This window comes from Nodularia sp. LEGE 04288 (genome assembly GCF_963896525.1).
Lineage (GTDB): Bacteria > Cyanobacteriota > Cyanobacteriia > Cyanobacteriales > Nostocaceae > Nodularia.
Genome location: NZ_CAWQOY010000116.1, coordinates 66,170 through 84,017 on the forward strand (window position 1 = coordinate 66,170; position 17,848 = coordinate 84,017).

The following is a 17,848-nucleotide window of genomic DNA, read 5'->3' on the forward strand; positions in this document are numbered from 1 at the left end:
AACTAATTCAGGATTTTCGCTTCTGGATTGACTTGTGCAGAATGATTTGGCGATCGCGCCAGCGCTGTTTCTGGGATGCCTGGAGGGCTTTTATCAGATCGTACTTTACCAGCAGCGATCGCGTATTTAATCACCAACAGCCGCAACCACAAAGCCGGATAGCGGGGTTCTAGCCAAGATTGACTCCGCACCAACAAGGGCGGGAACCATCCACTCAGTAAAGCACTGACGAAGGAATGAAGACCAAAATTCAAATAATTCCCCAGCCACCGGACTAAATCCCTGAATCCAGCCAGTTGCCAAATCCATAACAGCAGGGCAGGATTTTTGCGAGCTGCTTTTAGTGCGAGGCGGTTAAAAGTTAACCAATCACACCTGTCTTTGATGAAATTATCTGCTACCTCTGGTGGTTCATCTGCTAACAACCCAAAGAAGGTATTCAGCATGGAGTTAATCCGTTGGGGTGGTAAAAATTTCCCAGTGGGAACCATCATTCCTTTAGAAAATAGCCACGTTACAGAAACGTTGCTTTGGTAGGCGCGAATTCTATTTAAATGGCGGAAACTCAGCAAGTCATGCTTCAGGGCTGTATCTAAAAGTGTGGTTAAACGGTCTAAGTTGCGAATCAGGGAACCAAAACCCGTGAACACCAGGGGAGACTGGAGGGATGCAGCATCACCAATGGCAATCAATCGATCAAAGGCAATGGTGCGATCGCTACTTCCGACACTAAAATGTCCTGGTATATAGCCAAATGTCGGCTTTTTCCACACCAGTTTATCTAGATCACAGCGCCGATACTCTGGCAAAATAGCGAAAAAGTCCTCATACATTTCCAGCAAAGAACCAGGATTTGAGGCATTGACTTCGTGGTAATGAAACAAATAAACTGTCAGTTCTTCACCAAATCCGGGAAATAATTCCCAAATCAACTGCCTTCCCCTGGAAATATCTCCGTGACTGTACAGCACATCTCCATACTGGGAATCCCAAACCCCTGGCTCAAATCCCCCCTCAATCACAGCTCCCACCGTTGGGCATACACTATCAAAAGCACGACCACCATTTAATTGCCAAGCCACAGGGGAAGCTGTTCCCATAGCATCAATTAATAGTCGCCCAGTGACGCGCTGCTGATTTTTACTAGGTAAATGCTTGACTGTAATCGCCACTTGTGATTCGTCAATATCGGCACGGATAAACTCTGTTTCATCCCAGATGTCACCGCCAGCATCTCGGAGTTTTTGCCCGCACATTCGCAGACATTTTTCCGAGTCCAAGGCGATATTTAAGACCGTGGGTGTATGTAGAATAGGCGATCGCAATTTGACCGGATTGTTGCCATCAAAAAATTTATTGAATCCGTCTTTGTATTCCCGAACAATCAGAGTTTCTAACTCAGCATCTGTGAACAAACCCAGGTTAATTAAGCTTTGAAGTTCATCACGAGAAATATTCCATTCTCGATTCATCCGTCCAAAGGGCAAACGTTCCACTAGCAGCACTTTATATCCCAATCTAGCCATGACAGCGGCATGAATTACCCCTAAAGCGCCGCCGATGTAGATCAGGTCATAGATAGGAGATGAGGAGGATGGAATATTACCTTCTTCCTCACCTTCCCCAAATCCTTTGCTGGGCGAAAAAATTACTTGACGGGGCTGTCGAGGATTCCGTACTCCTTCGCGCCATCTTTGCTCCCACCAGTAAGCACGATTCAGGTCATATTCCCCATTGGGCATTTGCTGAAAATATTTAACAGTCAGGGGGTAATACGGTGCTAGTTCGTCAAAAATCGATTTTTGGGAATCAATGACGGGAGGTTCCGGGTATTTATGGGGAAATTGCTTTCTGATTTCCTGACTCAGACGTTGCAGGATTTGTGCTTCTTGTGAAACAGGCTGATCTGCCCAACGAAACACTTTTAGATAAGTACTTCGCTGCACAGACCAGACGAATACAGAAAGTTCCTTCGGTAAATTTTCGGTAATCGTCGCCTCAGCCTTTGTAGTTTTTGTTGGTATTGTCAGGCGAAAGCCATCTGGGGTGAGTAACTTTTCCCCGGTTCCTGCGTCAAATTCAACTTGCAGCCAATTAAGTACAATGGCAATTTCTGGTGTGGGAACTTCTAAATAAAGTATTTCTTTCATGATTTTTTGCTGACATCTCCGATCAATCTATTCACTCAGACAGATTTTATAAAGGCAGAAACTAAGCTAGACTCCGCCCTATTGGATCAATAAAGATTGAGTAAAGAATTTTTAATAGTTTGTCAAAGTTTATTGTTCATTTTGTATTTTATTAAGCCTACTCCATGAATTATCCCATCCCAGACAGTCCCCAGGAAATTTTTGCTCTGCGACAACAGCCGGTTGACGAAGAATTAGTCGCCTCAGCCATCGCCGGAGTCATCAAACTTGTGCGGTCTCAGGGACAATCCTTAGAGGAATTAACCGCGCAACTACTAGCTGATGACCCCATGCTCAATCAGCAACAACGGCGTTGGCTGAGTCAATTAGTTACCCAATCCTGGGAACAGTTTTCTTGATAGTCATTGGTCATTGGTCATTAGGAAGTTACCGTCTTCTCCCCCCTGCTCCCTGCTCCCTGCTCCCCTGCCTCTTCTCCCCCCCTGCTCCCTGCTCCCTGCTCCCCTGCCTCTTCTCCCTGCTGCGAATGTAACAACAAACCATATTCCAAGCCCTCTACCACAGCTTGATAGGAAGCTGCCAAAATGTTGGAGGAAACTCCTACAGTCGTCCAGCGTTGAGAACCAGTACCTGATTCTACTAATACACGAGTTTTTGCTGCTGTCCCTGTATGTCCGTTGAGAATCCGCACTTTGTAATCGGTCAACTCAAAGGTGGCAATTTGGGGATAAAAGTTGACCAAAGCTTTGCGTAAGGCGGCATCTAAAGCGGCAACGGGTCCATTTCCTTCGGCTGCTTCCAGAATATTTTTGCCATTCACCCCGATTTTTACCGTGGCGAGGGCATTGTTAGTTTCTTTACCTTCCACTAAATCACAATGTACTTGGAAACCTTTGACTTCAAAGAACTGCTGACGACCACCCAAAGCTTCGTACATCAACAGTGCAAAACTCGCCTCTGCGGCTTCAAATTGATATCCTTCACTTTCTAATTCTTTGAGACGTTGCAGAATTTGTCGGGCGGCTGGTTTGTCTTTGTCTAGTTCAATACCAAAAGTCCGGGCTTTGGCTAAAACATTACTCAGTCCAGATTGTTCGGAAATGACGATGCGGCGAAGGTTACCGACTTGTTCTGGTTGAATGTGTTCGTAAGTGAGGGGATTTCGTTCTACTGCTGAAACATGGATACCACCTTTATGTGCAAAAGCTGAACGTCCCACAAAGGGCGCGTGTTCGTCGGGGGAGAGGTTTACCACTTCACTGACGAAGCGACTAACTTCTGTAAGTTGATTTAGCTGGTGTTCTGCAATACAGCTATAACCAAGCTTCAGTTGTAGATTGGGGATTAATGAACAAAGGTTAGCATTCCCACACCGTTCACCGTAGCCATTAATTGTACCTTGTACCATTTTTGCCCCTGCCATCACGGCTGCTAGGGCATTGGCTACTGCTGTTTCTGAATCATTATGAGTGTGAATACCAATTTGGGGGATTGGTTGCTGACTATTGACTAATGAGACATGATCAATGACTGAGGAGACGATTTGACTGACTTCGTGGGGTAAAGTACCACCATTTGTATCACAGAGGACTAGCCATTCTGCACCAGATGCGATCGCCACTTCTAATGTCTGTAAAGCATAATCTCGATTGTGCTTGTAACCATCAAACCAGTGTTCAGCATCATAAATCACCCGTCGCCCTTGAGAACAAAGATACTCGATCGTATCGCGAATCATGGCCAGATTTTCTGCTAAAGTCGTCTTGAGTCCGGCTGTAACGTGTAAATCCCAAGATTTGCCAAAAACTGTCACCCAACGAGTCCCCGCAGTCAGAATCGCTTGCAGCATTGGCTCAGTTTCCGCAGTGGTGTGAGGGCGGCGTGTGGAACAAAAAGCGACTATTTCTGCTTGTTTGAGCGGATATTCTTGCAGTTGCCAGAAGAACTGAACATCCTTGGGATTGGCACCAGGCCAACCACCTTCAATGAAGGGAACTCCCAGTTGGTCGAGTCTGCGGGCAATACGTAACTTATCTTCTATAGAAACTGATAACCCTTCGCGCTGAGTGCCATCCCGTAGTGTGGTGTCATAAAGCCAAAGTTGAGGTGAGGGGTGTATGGTCATAAAACTGAGACTTGCGAGACAACAAGTAAGGCGATGTGCCAATATACAACAAAAAGCTAGTTTGGTAATTAAACTATGCCCAAGGTACTAGCTCAAGGTAAGACAATTGAATGCGATCGCGGAGCTAATTTACGGGAAATTTTGCAGCACAATGGTATTGACCTCTACAATGGCGGTGCTAAATTAATCAACTGTCGAGGAATTGGCAGTTGTGGAACCTGTGCAGTCAAGGTAGAAGGTGAGGTGTCTGCCGCAAATTGGCGAGATCGAGCTAGACGTTCGCTTCCTCCCCATTCTCCTACAACAGAACTGCGTTTAGCTTGTCAAACTGAGGTACTGGGGGATGTAAAAATCACAAAATTCGCGGGATTTTGGGGACAAAGTTCTCAAATCCTATGGACACCAGAAGGTTAGGTTAAAAAAGGAGAAAATATTAAGATGGGTAGATGGACTCCACTAATTCTCATGGCCGGAGGCTTGGCAATTTTAATGGGTACATTGCTAGGGATCAACTTTCCGATGGGTGGACAAGAAAGTGCTAGTAATGATGCTCCTGATGGCAGAACATCCAAAGTCCTCCCAGCTAATATTAAGGTTAATAGCTCCTCTGGTAGCAGGAGTACAAGTAACGATACAGCCTCTGAAAATAGAGGTCGCGTTGCCCAGGATAGTTTTTCTTCTCCTGACAACAGAAGCAGCGTGGCTCAGAATAATGACTCTGACTCAACCCCTGGGTCTACATCAGGTAGCACAAGTACAGACTTGGAGTCAGACACGTCATCAAGCAGTACAACAAATCAGGGTAGATCACCAATTCGGGCTTTGTGGTAAAGCTGGATAGTCATTAGTGACGAGTTATGAGTTGTTAGTTATGTACTAATGGTAAATAGCTAATGATCAATGACTAATGACTAATGACTAGTGACGTTTTAATTATTGGTGGCGGTGTGATTGGCTTGGCGATCGCCGTTGAATTGAAATTGCGCGGGGCTACGGTCACCGTGCTTTGCCGTAATTTTCAGGCTGCTTCTACCCACGCCGCCGCCGGGATGTTAGCACCAGATGCGGAAAATATCCCCAATCAAGTAATGGGTTCTTTGTGTAGGCGATCGCGTGCCTTATATCCAGACTGGACGCACAAACTCGAAGATTTGACTGGTTTAAATACTGGTTACTGGCCTTGTGGAATATTAGCACCAGTTTATCAACGACAAGAGGAGAAAGGAGAATCTGCCCCCACTGCCCACTCTCCGGACTGGCTAAATCAAGCAGCAATTCATCAATATCAGCCAGGATTAGGCTCTGAAGTCGTTGGTGGCTGGTGGTATCCTGAAGACGCACAAGTTGATAATCGTGCCTTAGCCAATGTCCTGTGGACAGCTGCTGAGTCTCTTGGTGTGCAGTTCCAAGACCAGGTAAAAGTAGAAGCATTTTTACAGCAACAGGGAAAAATCGTTGGCGTACAAACCAACACAGGAATCATTCGGGCGGCACATTATGTTTTAGCCACAGGTGCATGGTCGTCTGAATTATTACCATTACCTGTACGTCCTCGCAAAGGACAGATGCTGAGGGTGCAAGTCCCAGAATTTATCCCAGAATTGCCCCTGACACGAGTTTTATTCGGAGATCATATTTACATCGTACCCAGGCGAAACCGTTCTATCATTATTGGGGCTACAAGCGAAGATGTCGGCTTTACACCCCGCAACACGCCCGCAGGTATTCAAACTTTACTCCAACAAGCCATTCGCCTATATCCCCAATTACAGGATTATCCCATTCAAGAATTCTGGTGGGGATTTCGCCCAGCCACACCCGATGAGTTACCGATTTTAGGCACTAGCCACTGTGAAAATTTAACTTTGGCTACAGGTCATTATCGCAATGGCATATTACTTGCGCCGATCACCGCCGCATTAATTGCCGATTTGATCTGGGAACAAAAATCTGATCCCATGTTGTCTAATTTCCACTATTCGCGCTTCCATACCCAGCCATCTACCTCAACTTCTATGCTCACCCACTCTGCCAACTTCTCTCAGGGAAATCTCGCCATTGCAGACGCAATCAATCCCGTTTCTATAGATTCACCATTGGTGATTGCGGGTAAAACTTTTCAATCCCGTTTAATGACCGGAACGGGCAAATATCGCAGTATTAAAGAAATGCAGCAAAGTATTGTTGCTAGTGGTTGCCAAATTGTCACTGTCGCAGTCAGACGGGTACAAACTAAAGCCGCAGGACATGAAGGTTTAGCTGAAGCCTTGGATTGGACAAAAATCTGGATGTTGCCCAATACAGCCGGCTGTGAAACCGCAGAAGAGGCGATTCGCGTGGCTCGTTTGGGGCGAGAAATGGCGAAACTATTGGGACAGGAAGATAACAATTTTGTGAAATTAGAAGTCATACCTGATCCGAAATATTTACTTCCCGATCCTATTGGTACGCTGCAAGCCGCCGAACAGCTAGTCAAAGAAGGTTTTGCTGTCCTACCCTATATCAATGCCGACCCGATGTTAGCCAAGCGCCTAGAAGATGTGGGCTGTGCTACAGTCATGCCCTTAGCGTCGCCCATTGGTTCGGGACAAGGGCTGAAAACAACTGCCAATATTCAAATTATCATTGAAAATGCCAGTATCCCAGTTGTGGTAGATGCCGGAATTGGTTCACCATCAGAAGCTGCCCAGGCGATGGAATTAGGTGCAGATGCCTTATTAATTAATAGTGCGATCGCCCTTTCCCAAAACCCCCCAGTCATGGCCCAAGCCATGAATTTAGCAGCCGTAGCCGGTCGTCTCGCTTACCTGGCTGGCAGAATGCCCCTGAAAACCTACGCTAGTGCCAGTTCACCCCTGACTGGAACAATTAATAATTAGCTAATCGGGCAATCAATTTTGGATTTTGGATTTTGGATTTTGGATTGCAAGCTAAAATCTAAAATCTAAAATTTCTACTCCCCAACGTAAAGATTTGTCTCTAAGTATGAAAGCAGAATATAGCGTTTATGTAACATAAAACGAATAAAAGAAGATAATCAGGAATTAATTCATGCCCTATACAAAAGAAGAAGGCGGTCTTGTGAACAATTTTGCCCGTGAACCCAAGGTTTACCAAGCAGAACCTCCGACAAACGACCAAAAGCGTACCTATATTTTCTTAGGACTCGCTGGCGCACTTTTGGTGACTGGGTTAATTGTTGTTGCCTTCTCTGTTTCTCATGTCGGTTGAGAATCAAATTTTTTTATAAATTGTAAATCTTTGTGTTCAAGGTTTCTAGATTAGCAGGAGCCTTGTTTTTTATTTTTTTGTTAGAATCATATAGGAAATTTAAGTATAAATCAATACTTTTTATTTTTCCGAATCTGAAAAACTTGATGCATCCTGAGCAGATCAACAGTCATAATTTAATTTTGGTCTGTCTGCTGTCATGTATCCTGTGAAATTTATTATATGTACCATGTTTTGGCTTCTTAGCCGCCATGAGCGTGAATGATACTACACACCCCAATAATTTTGCTTGGAATCGACAAGTATATCATCGTCTAAAACTTGCCCTCAGTCTTGGTTTAAGAAGACAAGTTTTTTTTGCTGTCAGTGATAATTTACACTTGCGAAATCAAGTAGCTGCTCGTTTGCACTCTACTTTAGCTTACCCAGTGGGGCAAGTGCTATATAAACCTGTCGATGGTCATGAAACTAGCACTCCAGCTTATCCGCGATTAGTCACCTTAAGGTTGAATTTAAGTGATCCCAATCCCATAGAGCATATAAATCAATGGCTGGCTAATTATCCCCCACCAATTATTGGTGCATCAAAAGACACGTCTGGGAGAAGCCTACCCATACCGATATTTCAGATTGTCGGTGCGGAGCAGTTAACCAAACAACCAGTAGCGATACAGCGTTTATTTTTACACTATCTCCGCTTAAGTGATGAAAATTTTTCGCATCCAGAGTCCAGTCGGTTTCTAGAATCCAGCGTGCTGTTGTGGGTATCACGTCCTTGGTTGTCTGCCATTCAGCAGTCAGCACCACAGTTTTGGCGTTGGCGTACTGGTGTGTTTGTGTTTGCGGGGGAACCGACACCAACGACACAAAATCAAGGTTCTTCCAGTTCGAGAAATTTGGATTTAGAAGATATTGAGCAATCTGTTCTTGATGAATCAGTCATTGAAGCAGAACTCAAAGCCACGTCTGCCAACGGCTTAAAATTTGGAGATGACTTTGACTTTCCCGTGGAATCAGCAACGAATCATCCAGGTAAAGAACAAGAAGCTTGGCCTTTAACTTCGGAATTATTGAAGGCTGCAACGCAGCAACAGAAATCCACTGCTATATCCAGTCAAGGTAATAGCCTATCCCAATTGTCGTTATCTCATATTAGCAAGGAGTTAACTGAGCTAATCATCCCAATGATCAATACGACTGCTGGAGATGGAGAGGATAACCAACAACCACAGCAAATTCTCTTAGAGATTGAAGAATTACACTCACGAAAAGCCTCTGGAGAGGTATTGGCGACAGCGTATCATCACTTAGGAAACTTATATCGCCTCCGCATTGAACAGGGTAAATCAACTCTGGAAAATTTGATGGTGGCAATTCTCGCCTATCAGGAAGCGATCGCCTACGATGAAACATCACCGCAACTACCAGATATTTTAAATGACTTGGGGACACTTTATTGGATGCTGTACCGCGCCCCCCATAACTCAGGGGAAGGGAAAGCTTATATAGAACAGGGAATTGAATTTTATCATTTGGCTTTAAACCTGATATCTCCCCAAACACAGTCAGAAACTTATGCACGAGTCCAAAATAATCTCGGTACTGCTTATGGTGATTTAGCTCGTTTTGCTAATCCATCGGACAATTGGCAACAAGCAGTATTAGCTTACAGTGAAGCCCTACGCTATCGTACAGCCGACATGGAACCGTTAAAGTATGCTGCCTGCCAAAATAATTTAGGCACTGCTTACTGGCATTTAGGGCAGTACAATCAACCAGTAGTGCATTTGCAAAAAGCGATCGCCTCATACAGTCAAGCCCTGGCTCACTACAGCCCCGAACAGGAACCGTTGAAGTATGGGATGATTCAAAATAATATCGGCACTGCCTACTGGAATCTGGCACAATACGACGAAGAACCAGCCAAAAATCTGCAACTAGCCATTGATGTTTACCGCGAAGCTTTAAAATATCGCACTCCGGCTCATGTTCCCAGCGCCTGCGCGGCGACACAAAATAATCTCGGTACTGCCTACTGGCATTTAGCAAACTTATCTCAAACCACTAAAGAGTTACGACAAAAATTATTACAATTGTCTATCGACGCTTATGATGAAGCTATTGCCTTGGCTAACTCTCTGAGCGGTACACCTTTAAGTTTTGATTTGTATGCAGCTCACAATAATTTGGGATTAGCTCATTATCAGTTAGTCACAGATAATTCTTTTCATGGTGACAAAGCTGCCAGTTCGCAACACTTACAAGCGGCATTACATCATCATTTGCAAGCCTTAAATGGATTCAACCAACAATCAGAAGCTTATCAAACAACCTTTATTTATGTAGTGAAAACGATTCGGGCTTTCCACAGTGAATTGGGGATACAAGGCCAAAATTTGGCTTTATCTCAGGTTCCTGGTGATTTGTTACCGGAAATTTTACCTAAGTTGTAGATGGGGTGTGGGGAAGACATTTTTTTTAGTTAAAAACATTAACACAGAAAAAATTTTCATAGATGGAAAACATTCAATGTGGTAAACGAACTCAAAAACGGGATCAAAACTTTTTATGCTCAGACAAGAAACGAATGGCGTAAATGGTTAGAGGAAAATCATCAATCAGAAAAATCTGTTTGGCTAATTATTTACAAAACAACAAGTAAAGTGCCGAGCGTTTATTATCCTGAAGCAGTGGATGAAGCATTATGTTTTGGTTGGATAGATAGTAAAGCAAACAAACGAGATCAAGATAGTTATTATCAATTCTTCTCTAAACGGAATCCCAAAAGTAATTGGAGTAGAGTAAACAAAATAAAAGTTGCAACGCTCATTAGTGAAAATTTAATGACTTCATCTGGACTAGAAATGATCAACATTGCTAAACAAAATGGCAATTGGGATGCACTAGATGAAGTAGAAAATCTCACTATTCCTGATGATCTACAGAAAGCATTTGACCAAAATAAAGTAGCATTTGAATATTGGCAAAAGTTTTCCCGTTCTTCAAAACGTGGGATATTAGAGTGGATTTTTAATGCAAAAAAAATTGAAACTCGACAAAAAAGAATTGATGAAACTGTGAGATTAGCAAGTGCAAATATTAAAGCAAATTCTTAAAATTTATTTGTAAATTAAGATCACAAAAAAGAGAATCCTGCCTTGAGAATTCTCCTTGTACCTTTGTATTTTAATGGTAATTTGTTTCACCACAGAGGCACAGATAACACAAATTCAAGAGTTAAAGTGCTGGGACTAATGCTTTTAATGCGAAAATCTTTTCCATGATATCTTCGACTACTTTATCTGGGGTAGAAGCACCTGAAGTCACTCCCACAACAATTTTGCCATTGGGTAGCCAGTTGTGAGCGATCGCTAATTCACCATTTAATTGGCGATGTTCAATGGCATTTGCTGATTTAATCCGTTCCACACAATCAATGTGATAGGAAGGAATTTTTCTGTCCGCCGCAATTTGTTGTAATTGAGCCGTATTTGAGGAATTAAATCCCCCAATTACTAGCATGAAGTCTAAATTATGTTGTACTAATTCCAACATGGCATCTTGCCGTTCTTGAGTAGCATCACAGATGGTATTAAAGCTTTGGAAATGCTGATTTAACTCCATAGTTCCATACTTCTGCATCATTGTCCGCTCAAACAACTTGCCCATTTGCTCTGTTTCATCTTTGAGCATGGTAGTTTGGTTAGCAATCCCAACTCGTTGTAAGTCCTGATCAGGGTCAAATCCTGCCGAACAAGCTTTGGCAAATTTTTGCAAAAATTCGGCGCGATGCCTACGGCGGGCAGAGCCATCGCCACCATGAAGAATATAGTCTGCAACATATTGGGCTTCTTGTAAATTCAGCACAATCAGATATTTGCCTGCAAAGGAACTAGTCGCAACTGTTTCTTCGTGCTTATATTTACCGTGAATAATGGAAGTGTAAGCAATTTTTTTGTGCTTTTCCACGGTATTCCAAACTTTAGATACCCAAGGACAAGTGGTATCCACAATTTTGCAACCTTGATCATGGAGAATTTGCATTTCTTGAACGCTGGCTCCAAATGCGGGTAGGATGACCACATCACCAGTTTCTACCACGGAAAAATCCTTTTTCCCTGCTTGTAGAGGGATAAATCCGATGTTCATTTCTAGCATCCGGTTATTCACAGAGGGATTGTGAATAATCTCGTTAGTAATCCAGATGCGTTCTGTAGGGAAATGCTGACGGGTTTCATAAGCCATTGCGACAGCGCGTTCTACACCCCAGCAAAAACCAAAGGCTTGGGCTAGTCTGATGGTGACATCATCTCGTTCCAATATGTAATTGCGATCGCGGATTTCTTGAATCAAGCTACTTTGATACTCAGATTGCAACTGGGTAGTGACTTCTGCTTTGTGACCAAATCCCTGACGATTGTAATTTTCTGAATGTTGCAATGTACGTTTAAAAGCTTTTGTATCCATTGTTCTGGCAATTTAAATTACTATTTCTTATTTTCTCGTGCTAGGAGGCGATTTTATCGGGAATGGAAAAATATCGAGAAATTAAGCGATATATTTTTCCTACTTCCTACTCTCTACTTCCATATTGCTATACATTTGTAACGCAGTCCGCCAAACTACATAACCTGTGGGACTCAAATGTAAACCATCAGTAGTAAATTCACTGCGGAGATTCCCCTGCTGGTTGGTAAATAAAGGATACAAGTCCAGATATTTAACACCGAGTTTGGTAGCTGTGTTTTGTAGTTGTTGATTTAATTGGCGAATCCGACTGTTGGGAATGTTCCGTAGTTTCTCTTTTCCCTCCCAAGTTGCTGCTTCATTCCCATGAGGCAAAATCGACTGGACAACAATTTGCGCTTGGGGATGTGTCTTCCGGAGGTAAGTGATAATTCGTCGCTGATTATTTAAAATCACTTGATTGCTGACCCCCCGGATGAGGTCATTAATGCCAATCATCACAAAAATTACCTCTGGCTGGGTACTGTCAAATAACTCTAATCTTTTTAAAAGACCGTCGCTGGATTCGCCCGAAATTGCCTGATTAAGCCAGTTTCTATCTTCGGGTAACAACTCAGGGGGAAACCACAGAGTCAGAGAATCTCCTGTGAGGATGCTTAAACGCTGAGGAGGTTGATCAGACGCGACTTTGGCTTCTTGCTTGAGAATATCTACCCACTGTTGATAACTGAGTTGATGACGAGTTCCTAAATCTGTTGTAACAGCTTGGGTTTGACGAATTTGATCCGGGGAGAGTGGATTGCCAAAAACAGTCTTCAATCGCTGCTGTTGCCAAATGAGCAAGATCACCGCCAACATTAGTATGCTGTTGGTTACCAGCAAGAAAAATCCCCAGATCGGAAAAGTTTTTGCAGAAGTGGACACGAATAGCAAAATATACCAATAACTTGACTTAGGTTCTCAATCCCCAGCGCCAATATGTCACACTATGCTGACAAATTAGCGAGGCAGACTGAATGCGATTATAAAACTTAAAATTAAAAAACCCGCCACGGAACCAATCTCAAAGGTCTCGTGGGCGGGTATTGATCAGCAATCAAAAAGATTTAAAATTTGTCTTGTGATATGCCGCTGGAACCATATCCTTCGGGGAATCCTCCAGGGTTAGTTTCTGTGAGAAATCCGTGATATGCTTCCATACCGTGTTCGCTGATATCCAAACCTTCTAATTCCTCTTCACGAGATACTCGGATACCACCGAAAGCAGCCTTGAGGAATAGCCAGAAGATGCTGCTGAGAACAACGGTCATCCCACCAACACACAGAACTCCAACGAGTTGAATGAATAACTGTCCCAAGCCACCACCAGCAAATAAACCCGCAATGGGGCCTGCACCTTCACCATACCAGGAATAAACACCAGGTCCGACAGACCAGAGTCCAACGGCTAGAGTTCCCCAGATACCGCAAATTAAGTGAACTGAGGTGGCTCCTACTGGGTCATCAATGCGGATTTTATCAAAGAGGGTCACGGAGAACACTACTAGGACTCCGCCAATGAAACCAATGATTAAAGAAGCCGGAATACTCACGTAAGCACAAGAAGCTGTAATGGCTACCAAGCCAGCCAAAACGCCATTGATAATCATTGATAAGTCTGGCTTACCTAAGTAAATCCAAGCTGTACCTGTAGCGCCAACTGCACCCGCCGCAGCAGCCATGTTAGTGGTGAGAGCTATATGAGCGATCGCATTGGCATCAGCAGCCATTGTGGAACCGGGGTTAAAACCAAACCAGCCCAACCAAAGAATTAAACAGCCCAAGGTAGCAATACTCATATTGTGACCAGGTATAGCCACAACTTGCTGATCTTGATATTTACCGAGGCGTGGCCCCAGAAATGCGGCTCCCATTAAAGCAGCCCAACCACCAACTGAGTGAACGACGGTAGAACCAGCAAAATCCCAGAATCCAAACTGACTTAACCAACCACCACCCCAAATCCAATGTCCGGTGACTGGATAGGCAATACCGACAAGTAGGAGGCTGAAGATTAAGAAGTCAACAAATTTAATCCGTTCGGCAACCGCACCAGAAACAATTGTGGCCGCAGTTCCGGCAAATGCCAATTGAAATAAAAACTTGGCGGCTAACGGCACACCCGCCCAACTCAGAGAACTGAAGACACCTTGATAAGCATCGCCTGTTACAGGACTGTTATCTCCTCCTCCTGAAAGGAAAAAGCCAGACATTCCGAAGAAGTCATTGCCATTGCCAAACATAATCCCAAAGCCAATTGCCCAAAAGGCAATACTAGCTAGAGCAAAAACAATTAAGTTTTTTGAGAGAACGTTGACAGCGTTTTTCTGCCGACAGAAGCCAGTTTCTAACATCCCAAAACCAGCATTCATAAAGAATACTAAAAAAGCCGCGATCGCTACCCAAAGAGTATCCAGCGCCACTTTTAGTTCTGCTGTTGTTGGCCCGGCATCTGGTGTTTGGGCAACTGCGACATAACCCCAGCCCAAAACTATTAAACAAGCTAAAGGTAAGCAGGCTTGCCAGCTAGGAGAGAGTTTCTTAATTGCTAGCTTAAATTTCTGAAAGTTTGCATTAAGTTGTGTATTTGTAGGGGATTTTTTCGCAAAAGGTTGCCGATTTTTTCTTTTCGACTTTTGTTTGTACATGATTTTAAATTACAGCCTCCAACCTTGAACTTAACAACACAAATTCAGCCAAAAAACTAACGCCCGAAGTTAAAACTGGTGCTTTTTGATAGTCATCCAGACCACTAGCTGACAAAGCATAAAATTTACATAAGCCAAATAGGAGTTTAGGAAACTATGGGTACATTTGTAAATATATTTTGATGATTTTATGAAGAAAATATGATCTAGTTTCTGAAACAGTCAAGCCTCCTTCACTTTTACGGAAATTTTGCATCTAGAAATAGTCATGCTTGGTGAAGAAAAATCCCCAAAATTGTGATTTTTTGCGTGAATACTACATTAATTAGTAGCAAATGTTACTGAATTTTAATTGTTTAGAGTGTCCAAAACCTGGCATGATCACAGTGATTTATCTGGCAACCCTTGGTAAAGTCACCCATAAAGTTGACTGATTCTCTATTTACTTTCACTAAAATTCTGTATTCCCAGATACTTTTTTATTTTTTTTGACTGTGATCATAGCCTGTAAGTATTTGATGCCAGAAGCTGTATCCTTTACATTGTCAGCATTCTCTGACTTCAAAAGCCAAAATTCCCGAAAATTATTAATTTTGGCTAACAAAAATGAATAAATTGTTACTATCAAGTCACTTTTCTCTGTTGACTTGCTGCTAGGAGAAGCCTTAAAAATCAACAAATAGCTATTTCTGTGATGCTACAACAATTCTTGTTGCAAATATTGCTCATAGCCCAGTTGTTCTAGTTTGGCTTGCTTTGCCATTACCGATTCAGAGAGACTTTGGCGGTATTGTTGGACTTTTTCCAGTAATTTTGGTTGCTGGGTAGCGAGAATTTGCACCGCCAACAGCCCAGCATTCTTCGCGTTACCTATTGCCACTGTTGCGACTGGGATACCGCCAGGCATCTGTACAATGGAATATAAAGAATCAACTCCTTGTAAGTTGCGTGTGGCTACAGGTACGCCAATTACAGGCAGTGGGGTTAAAGCTGCTACCATTCCGGGAAGATGGGCTGCGCCGCCCGCCCCGGCAATAATTACCTTCAGCCCTCTTTCATGGGCTTGTTGGGCATACTGCACCATGTGTTCTGGAGTCCGATGGGCAGAAACAATTGCTACTTCAACCTCAACGCCAAATTCTTCACAAATTGCGATCGCATCTTTCATGGTGGGCAAGTCTGAATCGCTGCCCATGATAATACCGATTAAAGGAGCCATATTAATTTTGGATTTTGGATTTTAGATTTTGGATTTTGGCTAACTTTTATGATCACCAAAGCAACACAAAACCCCATAGACATTATCAATGCGCGAGTCACTGGTTATCAAGATTTACAAAGAATCTCAGTTAACCATCAGGGGATAATTGAGCAAATCTCGCCCATGAGTCCGGTAGTTACAGGCTGTGAGTCCTCACTAGATGTTGGCGGTGATCGGATTTCTTTGGGCGGTGTTGATTTACAGATTAATGGGGCGTTAGGGTTGGCATTTCCCGATTTAAATCCTGAAAATGCGGAGATTATGCCTAAAATATCCCAATTTCTCTGGGATGTAGGGGTAGATGGATTTTTACCAACCTTAGTCACAACTTCAATAGAAAATATACAGCGCGCGATCGCCATAATTGCTGATATTCTCCCCACGCAAAAAGTAGGTGCAAAGATTTTGGGGGTACATCTAGAAGGGCCATTTTTAAACTACCAAAAGCGGGGCGCACACCCAGACGAGTATTTATTACCTCTGACAATTGATCAGGTAAAAAGAGTTTTGGGAAATTATGCCCATGTTGTGAAAGTGATCACCTTAGCGCCAGAATTAGACACCACTGGGGAAGTAATCCCATATTTGCGTTCTTTGGGGATAATTGTGAGTTTAGGGCATTCCCAGGGAACAGCAGCCCAAGCACAAGCTGCTTTTAAACAGGGGGCAACAATGGTAACCCATGCTTTCAACGCCATGCCGCCATTACATCATCGCGAACCGGGACTATTAGGTGCAGCAATTATCCATCCTGATGTTATGTGTGGTTTTATTGCCGACGGTGAACACGTTACACCAACTATGCTGCAAATTCTCCTCCGCGCCAGCAATGAAGCACAAGGGCTATTTTTGGTGAGTGATGCCCTCGCACCTCTGGGGCTACCCGATGGCGTGTATCCTTGGGACAGTCGGCAGATTGAAGTGAAAAACGGTACAGCCAGATTAGCCGATGGGACTTTATCAGGGACGACTTTACCCTTATTGCTGGGAGTGCAAAACTTGGTAAACTGGGGAGTGTGTGATCTAGAAAGTGCGATCGCCTTGGCTACAAATGCACCGAGACAAGCGATGAATTTACCCGGCATTATTTCTAGTCCAGTTGCCAATTTGTTACGCTGGCAGAAGAATGAAAGTACAAAACAATTAACTTGGCAAAGATTATTTACCTGAATTGTTGGGCATAAATGCAATGACAACTAATTTACCTCTGAAATTTTCGTACTTACCTAAAAGTTTGCCCTTAGATGGTGCTGTCCGCATCGATTTTGTAGAAGGTGTGCCGATATTTCTGGCTTCTAGCTTAGTTCAGGGACGAATTGAAGCATTATTAATGAAACAAAAAGAGTTTACCCTGACTACGGAAGAAGAAACAGAATTAGATGAATATGAAGAATTAGATGATTATCTGAGTTTGGTAAATCGAATTATTAGAAATACGTCCCTAACTCAAAACCCAAGCTCATTATAGGTAATTATTAATTTGTCTGCCAATCGTTTCATTAGTGAAGCTACTCAATATCAAGTCAAACAACGAGCTAATTTTTTGTGCGAATATTGTCATGCTTCGGAACAATGGCAGTATGTCTCCTTCACTGTAGACCATGTAATTCCTATTTCTAAACATGGTGCGAACTCAATTAATAATTTAGCTTTAGCGTGTTTTCATTGCAATCGCCAAAAATCTGATAAGGTGAAAGCATTTGATGCCCAAACATTATCGGAAGTGCCTTTATTTAATCCTCGCACTGATAATTGGCAAGAACACTTTATTTGGTCAACAGATACACTCTCAGTAATTGGCTTGACACCAACAGGACGTGCCACAGTAGCAGCATTAGCATTCAACCGTGCCAGGATAATGAATATTCGTGCTGCTGATCGAGCAATTGGAAGACATCCACCACCAAATGATCCGATTAAAAATTAA

Annotated in this window: 16 protein-coding genes; 10 read left to right on the forward strand and 6 right to left on the reverse strand. The window is 43.1% G+C overall.

Annotated elements, in window-relative coordinates; translation table 11 throughout:
* Positions 1–2 precede the first annotated feature (2 nt).
* Positions 3–2,150: an NAD(P)/FAD-dependent oxidoreductase gene (locus AACX33_RS14240; protein WP_193998835.1), complete on the reverse strand. Its 2,148-nt coding sequence runs from the start codon at positions 2,148–2,150 to the stop codon at positions 3–5.
* Between the two features lie 164 nt (positions 2,151–2,314).
* Here AACX33_RS14240 and AACX33_RS14245 point away from each other — a divergent pair, with 164 nt between their 5' ends.
* Positions 2,315–2,548, forward strand: a complete 234-nt coding sequence (locus tag AACX33_RS14245; RefSeq protein WP_193998836.1) for a hypothetical protein — start codon at positions 2,315–2,317, stop codon at positions 2,546–2,548.
* A gap of 20 nt (positions 2,549–2,568) precedes the next feature.
* On the opposite strand, the gene cimA is transcribed toward AACX33_RS14245, so the two are convergent.
* Positions 2,569–4,275, reverse strand: a complete 1,707-nt coding sequence (gene cimA / locus AACX33_RS14250) for a citramalate synthase (protein ID WP_193998837.1) — start codon at positions 4,273–4,275, stop codon at positions 2,569–2,571.
* A 75-nt stretch (positions 4,276–4,350) separates the two neighbouring features.
* Between cimA and AACX33_RS14255 the strand changes: the two genes are divergently transcribed.
* The 6 genes from AACX33_RS14255 to AACX33_RS14280 all read left to right on the forward strand — a co-directional run bounded on the left by AACX33_RS14255 (position 4,351) and on the right by AACX33_RS14280 (position 10,622).
* Entirely contained in the window at positions 4,351–4,689 is a 339-nt protein-coding gene (locus AACX33_RS14255; protein WP_193998838.1) for a 2Fe-2S iron-sulfur cluster-binding protein, read from the forward strand.
* A 24-nt stretch (positions 4,690–4,713) separates the two neighbouring features.
* Positions 4,714–5,106, forward strand: a complete 393-nt coding sequence (locus AACX33_RS14260; protein ID WP_193998839.1) for a hypothetical protein — start codon at positions 4,714–4,716, stop codon at positions 5,104–5,106.
* 83 nt (positions 5,107–5,189) lie between these two features.
* Entirely contained in the window at positions 5,190–7,154 is a 1,965-nt protein-coding gene (gene thiO / locus AACX33_RS14265; protein WP_193998840.1) for a glycine oxidase ThiO, read from the forward strand.
* A gap of 172 nt (positions 7,155–7,326) precedes the next feature.
* Positions 7,327–7,506, forward strand: a complete 180-nt coding sequence (gene psb34 / locus AACX33_RS14270; RefSeq protein WP_193998841.1) for a photosystem II assembly protein Psb34 — start codon at positions 7,327–7,329, stop codon at positions 7,504–7,506.
* 251 nt (positions 7,507–7,757) lie between these two features.
* Positions 7,758–9,959: a tetratricopeptide repeat protein gene (locus AACX33_RS14275; protein ID WP_193998842.1), complete on the forward strand. Its 2,202-nt coding sequence runs from the start codon at positions 7,758–7,760 to the stop codon at positions 9,957–9,959.
* A 78-nt stretch (positions 9,960–10,037) separates the two neighbouring features.
* Positions 10,038–10,622 carry a YdeI/OmpD-associated family protein gene (locus tag AACX33_RS14280; RefSeq protein ID WP_193998843.1) on the forward strand — a complete coding sequence of 195 codons (585 nt, stop codon included), beginning with the start codon at positions 10,038–10,040 and terminating at the stop codon, positions 10,620–10,622.
* Between the two features lie 121 nt (positions 10,623–10,743).
* Here AACX33_RS14280 and AACX33_RS14285 read toward each other — a convergent pair whose 3' ends face one another.
* The 4 genes from AACX33_RS14285 to purE all read right to left on the reverse strand — a co-directional run bounded on the left by AACX33_RS14285 (position 10,744) and on the right by purE (position 15,879).
* Positions 10,744–11,973 carry a 4-hydroxy-3-methylbut-2-enyl diphosphate reductase gene (locus AACX33_RS14285; protein WP_193998844.1) on the reverse strand — a complete coding sequence of 410 codons (1,230 nt, stop codon included), beginning with the start codon at positions 11,971–11,973 and terminating at the stop codon, positions 10,744–10,746.
* A 99-nt stretch (positions 11,974–12,072) separates the two neighbouring features.
* A complete protein-coding gene (locus AACX33_RS14290) occupies positions 12,073–12,831 on the reverse strand; it encodes an SGNH/GDSL hydrolase family protein (protein ID WP_193999101.1) in 759 nt (252 codons plus the stop codon).
* Between the two features lie 248 nt (positions 12,832–13,079).
* On the reverse strand, positions 13,080–14,660 hold the full coding sequence (locus AACX33_RS14295) for an ammonium transporter (protein WP_193998845.1): 1,581 nt from the start codon (positions 14,658–14,660) through the stop codon (positions 13,080–13,082).
* Positions 14,661–15,357: 697 nt separating this feature from the next.
* Positions 15,358–15,879, reverse strand: coding sequence for a 5-(carboxyamino)imidazole ribonucleotide mutase (purE, locus tag AACX33_RS14300; RefSeq protein ID WP_193998846.1), 522 nt, complete (start codon positions 15,877–15,879; stop codon positions 15,358–15,360).
* 48 nt (positions 15,880–15,927) lie between these two features.
* Between purE and nagA the strand changes: the two genes are divergently transcribed.
* From nagA to AACX33_RS14315, 3 genes are read left to right on the forward strand one after another with little or no spacing between them, the layout of a single operon-like run.
* Complete coding sequence (gene nagA / locus AACX33_RS14305) at positions 15,928–17,091, forward strand: N-acetylglucosamine-6-phosphate deacetylase (protein WP_193998847.1); 1,164 nt, start codon at positions 15,928–15,930, stop codon at positions 17,089–17,091.
* Between the two features lie 19 nt (positions 17,092–17,110).
* Positions 17,111–17,389, forward strand: coding sequence for a hypothetical protein (locus AACX33_RS14310; RefSeq protein WP_193998848.1), 279 nt, complete (start codon positions 17,111–17,113; stop codon positions 17,387–17,389).
* A gap of 12 nt (positions 17,390–17,401) precedes the next feature.
* Entirely contained in the window at positions 17,402–17,848 is a 447-nt protein-coding gene (locus tag AACX33_RS14315) for an HNH endonuclease (RefSeq protein WP_193998849.1), read from the forward strand.

What these genes read in the sequence shown, in the direction of transcription:
- AACX33_RS14240 (WP_193998835.1), bottom strand. Translation starts at nt 2,150, where the DNA reads ATGAAAGAAATACTTTATTTAGAAGTTCCCACACCAGAAATTGCCATT.
- AACX33_RS14245 (WP_193998836.1), top strand. Translation starts at nt 2,315, where the DNA reads ATGAATTATCCCATCCCAGACAGTCCCCAGGAAATTTTTGCTCTGCGA.
- cimA (WP_193998837.1), bottom strand. Translation starts at nt 4,275, where the DNA reads ATGACCATACACCCCTCACCTCAACTTTGGCTTTATGACACCACACTA.
- AACX33_RS14255 (WP_193998838.1), top strand. Translation starts at nt 4,351, where the DNA reads ATGCCCAAGGTACTAGCTCAAGGTAAGACAATTGAATGCGATCGCGGA.
- AACX33_RS14260 (WP_193998839.1), top strand. Translation starts at nt 4,714, where the DNA reads ATGGGTAGATGGACTCCACTAATTCTCATGGCCGGAGGCTTGGCAATT.
- thiO (WP_193998840.1), top strand. Translation starts at nt 5,190, where the DNA reads ATGACTAGTGACGTTTTAATTATTGGTGGCGGTGTGATTGGCTTGGCG.
- psb34 (WP_193998841.1), top strand. Translation starts at nt 7,327, where the DNA reads ATGCCCTATACAAAAGAAGAAGGCGGTCTTGTGAACAATTTTGCCCGT.
- AACX33_RS14275 (WP_193998842.1), top strand. Translation starts at nt 7,758, where the DNA reads ATGAGCGTGAATGATACTACACACCCCAATAATTTTGCTTGGAATCGA.
- AACX33_RS14285 (WP_193998844.1), bottom strand. Translation starts at nt 11,973, where the DNA reads ATGGATACAAAAGCTTTTAAACGTACATTGCAACATTCAGAAAATTAC.
- AACX33_RS14290 (WP_193999101.1), bottom strand. Translation starts at nt 12,831, where the DNA reads ATGTTGGCGGTGATCTTGCTCATTTGGCAACAGCAGCGATTGAAGACT.
- AACX33_RS14295 (WP_193998845.1), bottom strand. Translation starts at nt 14,660, where the DNA reads ATGTACAAACAAAAGTCGAAAAGAAAAAATCGGCAACCTTTTGCGAAA.
- purE (WP_193998846.1), bottom strand. Translation starts at nt 15,879, where the DNA reads ATGGCTCCTTTAATCGGTATTATCATGGGCAGCGATTCAGACTTGCCC.
- nagA (WP_193998847.1), top strand. Translation starts at nt 15,928, where the DNA reads ATGATCACCAAAGCAACACAAAACCCCATAGACATTATCAATGCGCGA.
- AACX33_RS14310 (WP_193998848.1), top strand. Translation starts at nt 17,111, where the DNA reads ATGACAACTAATTTACCTCTGAAATTTTCGTACTTACCTAAAAGTTTG.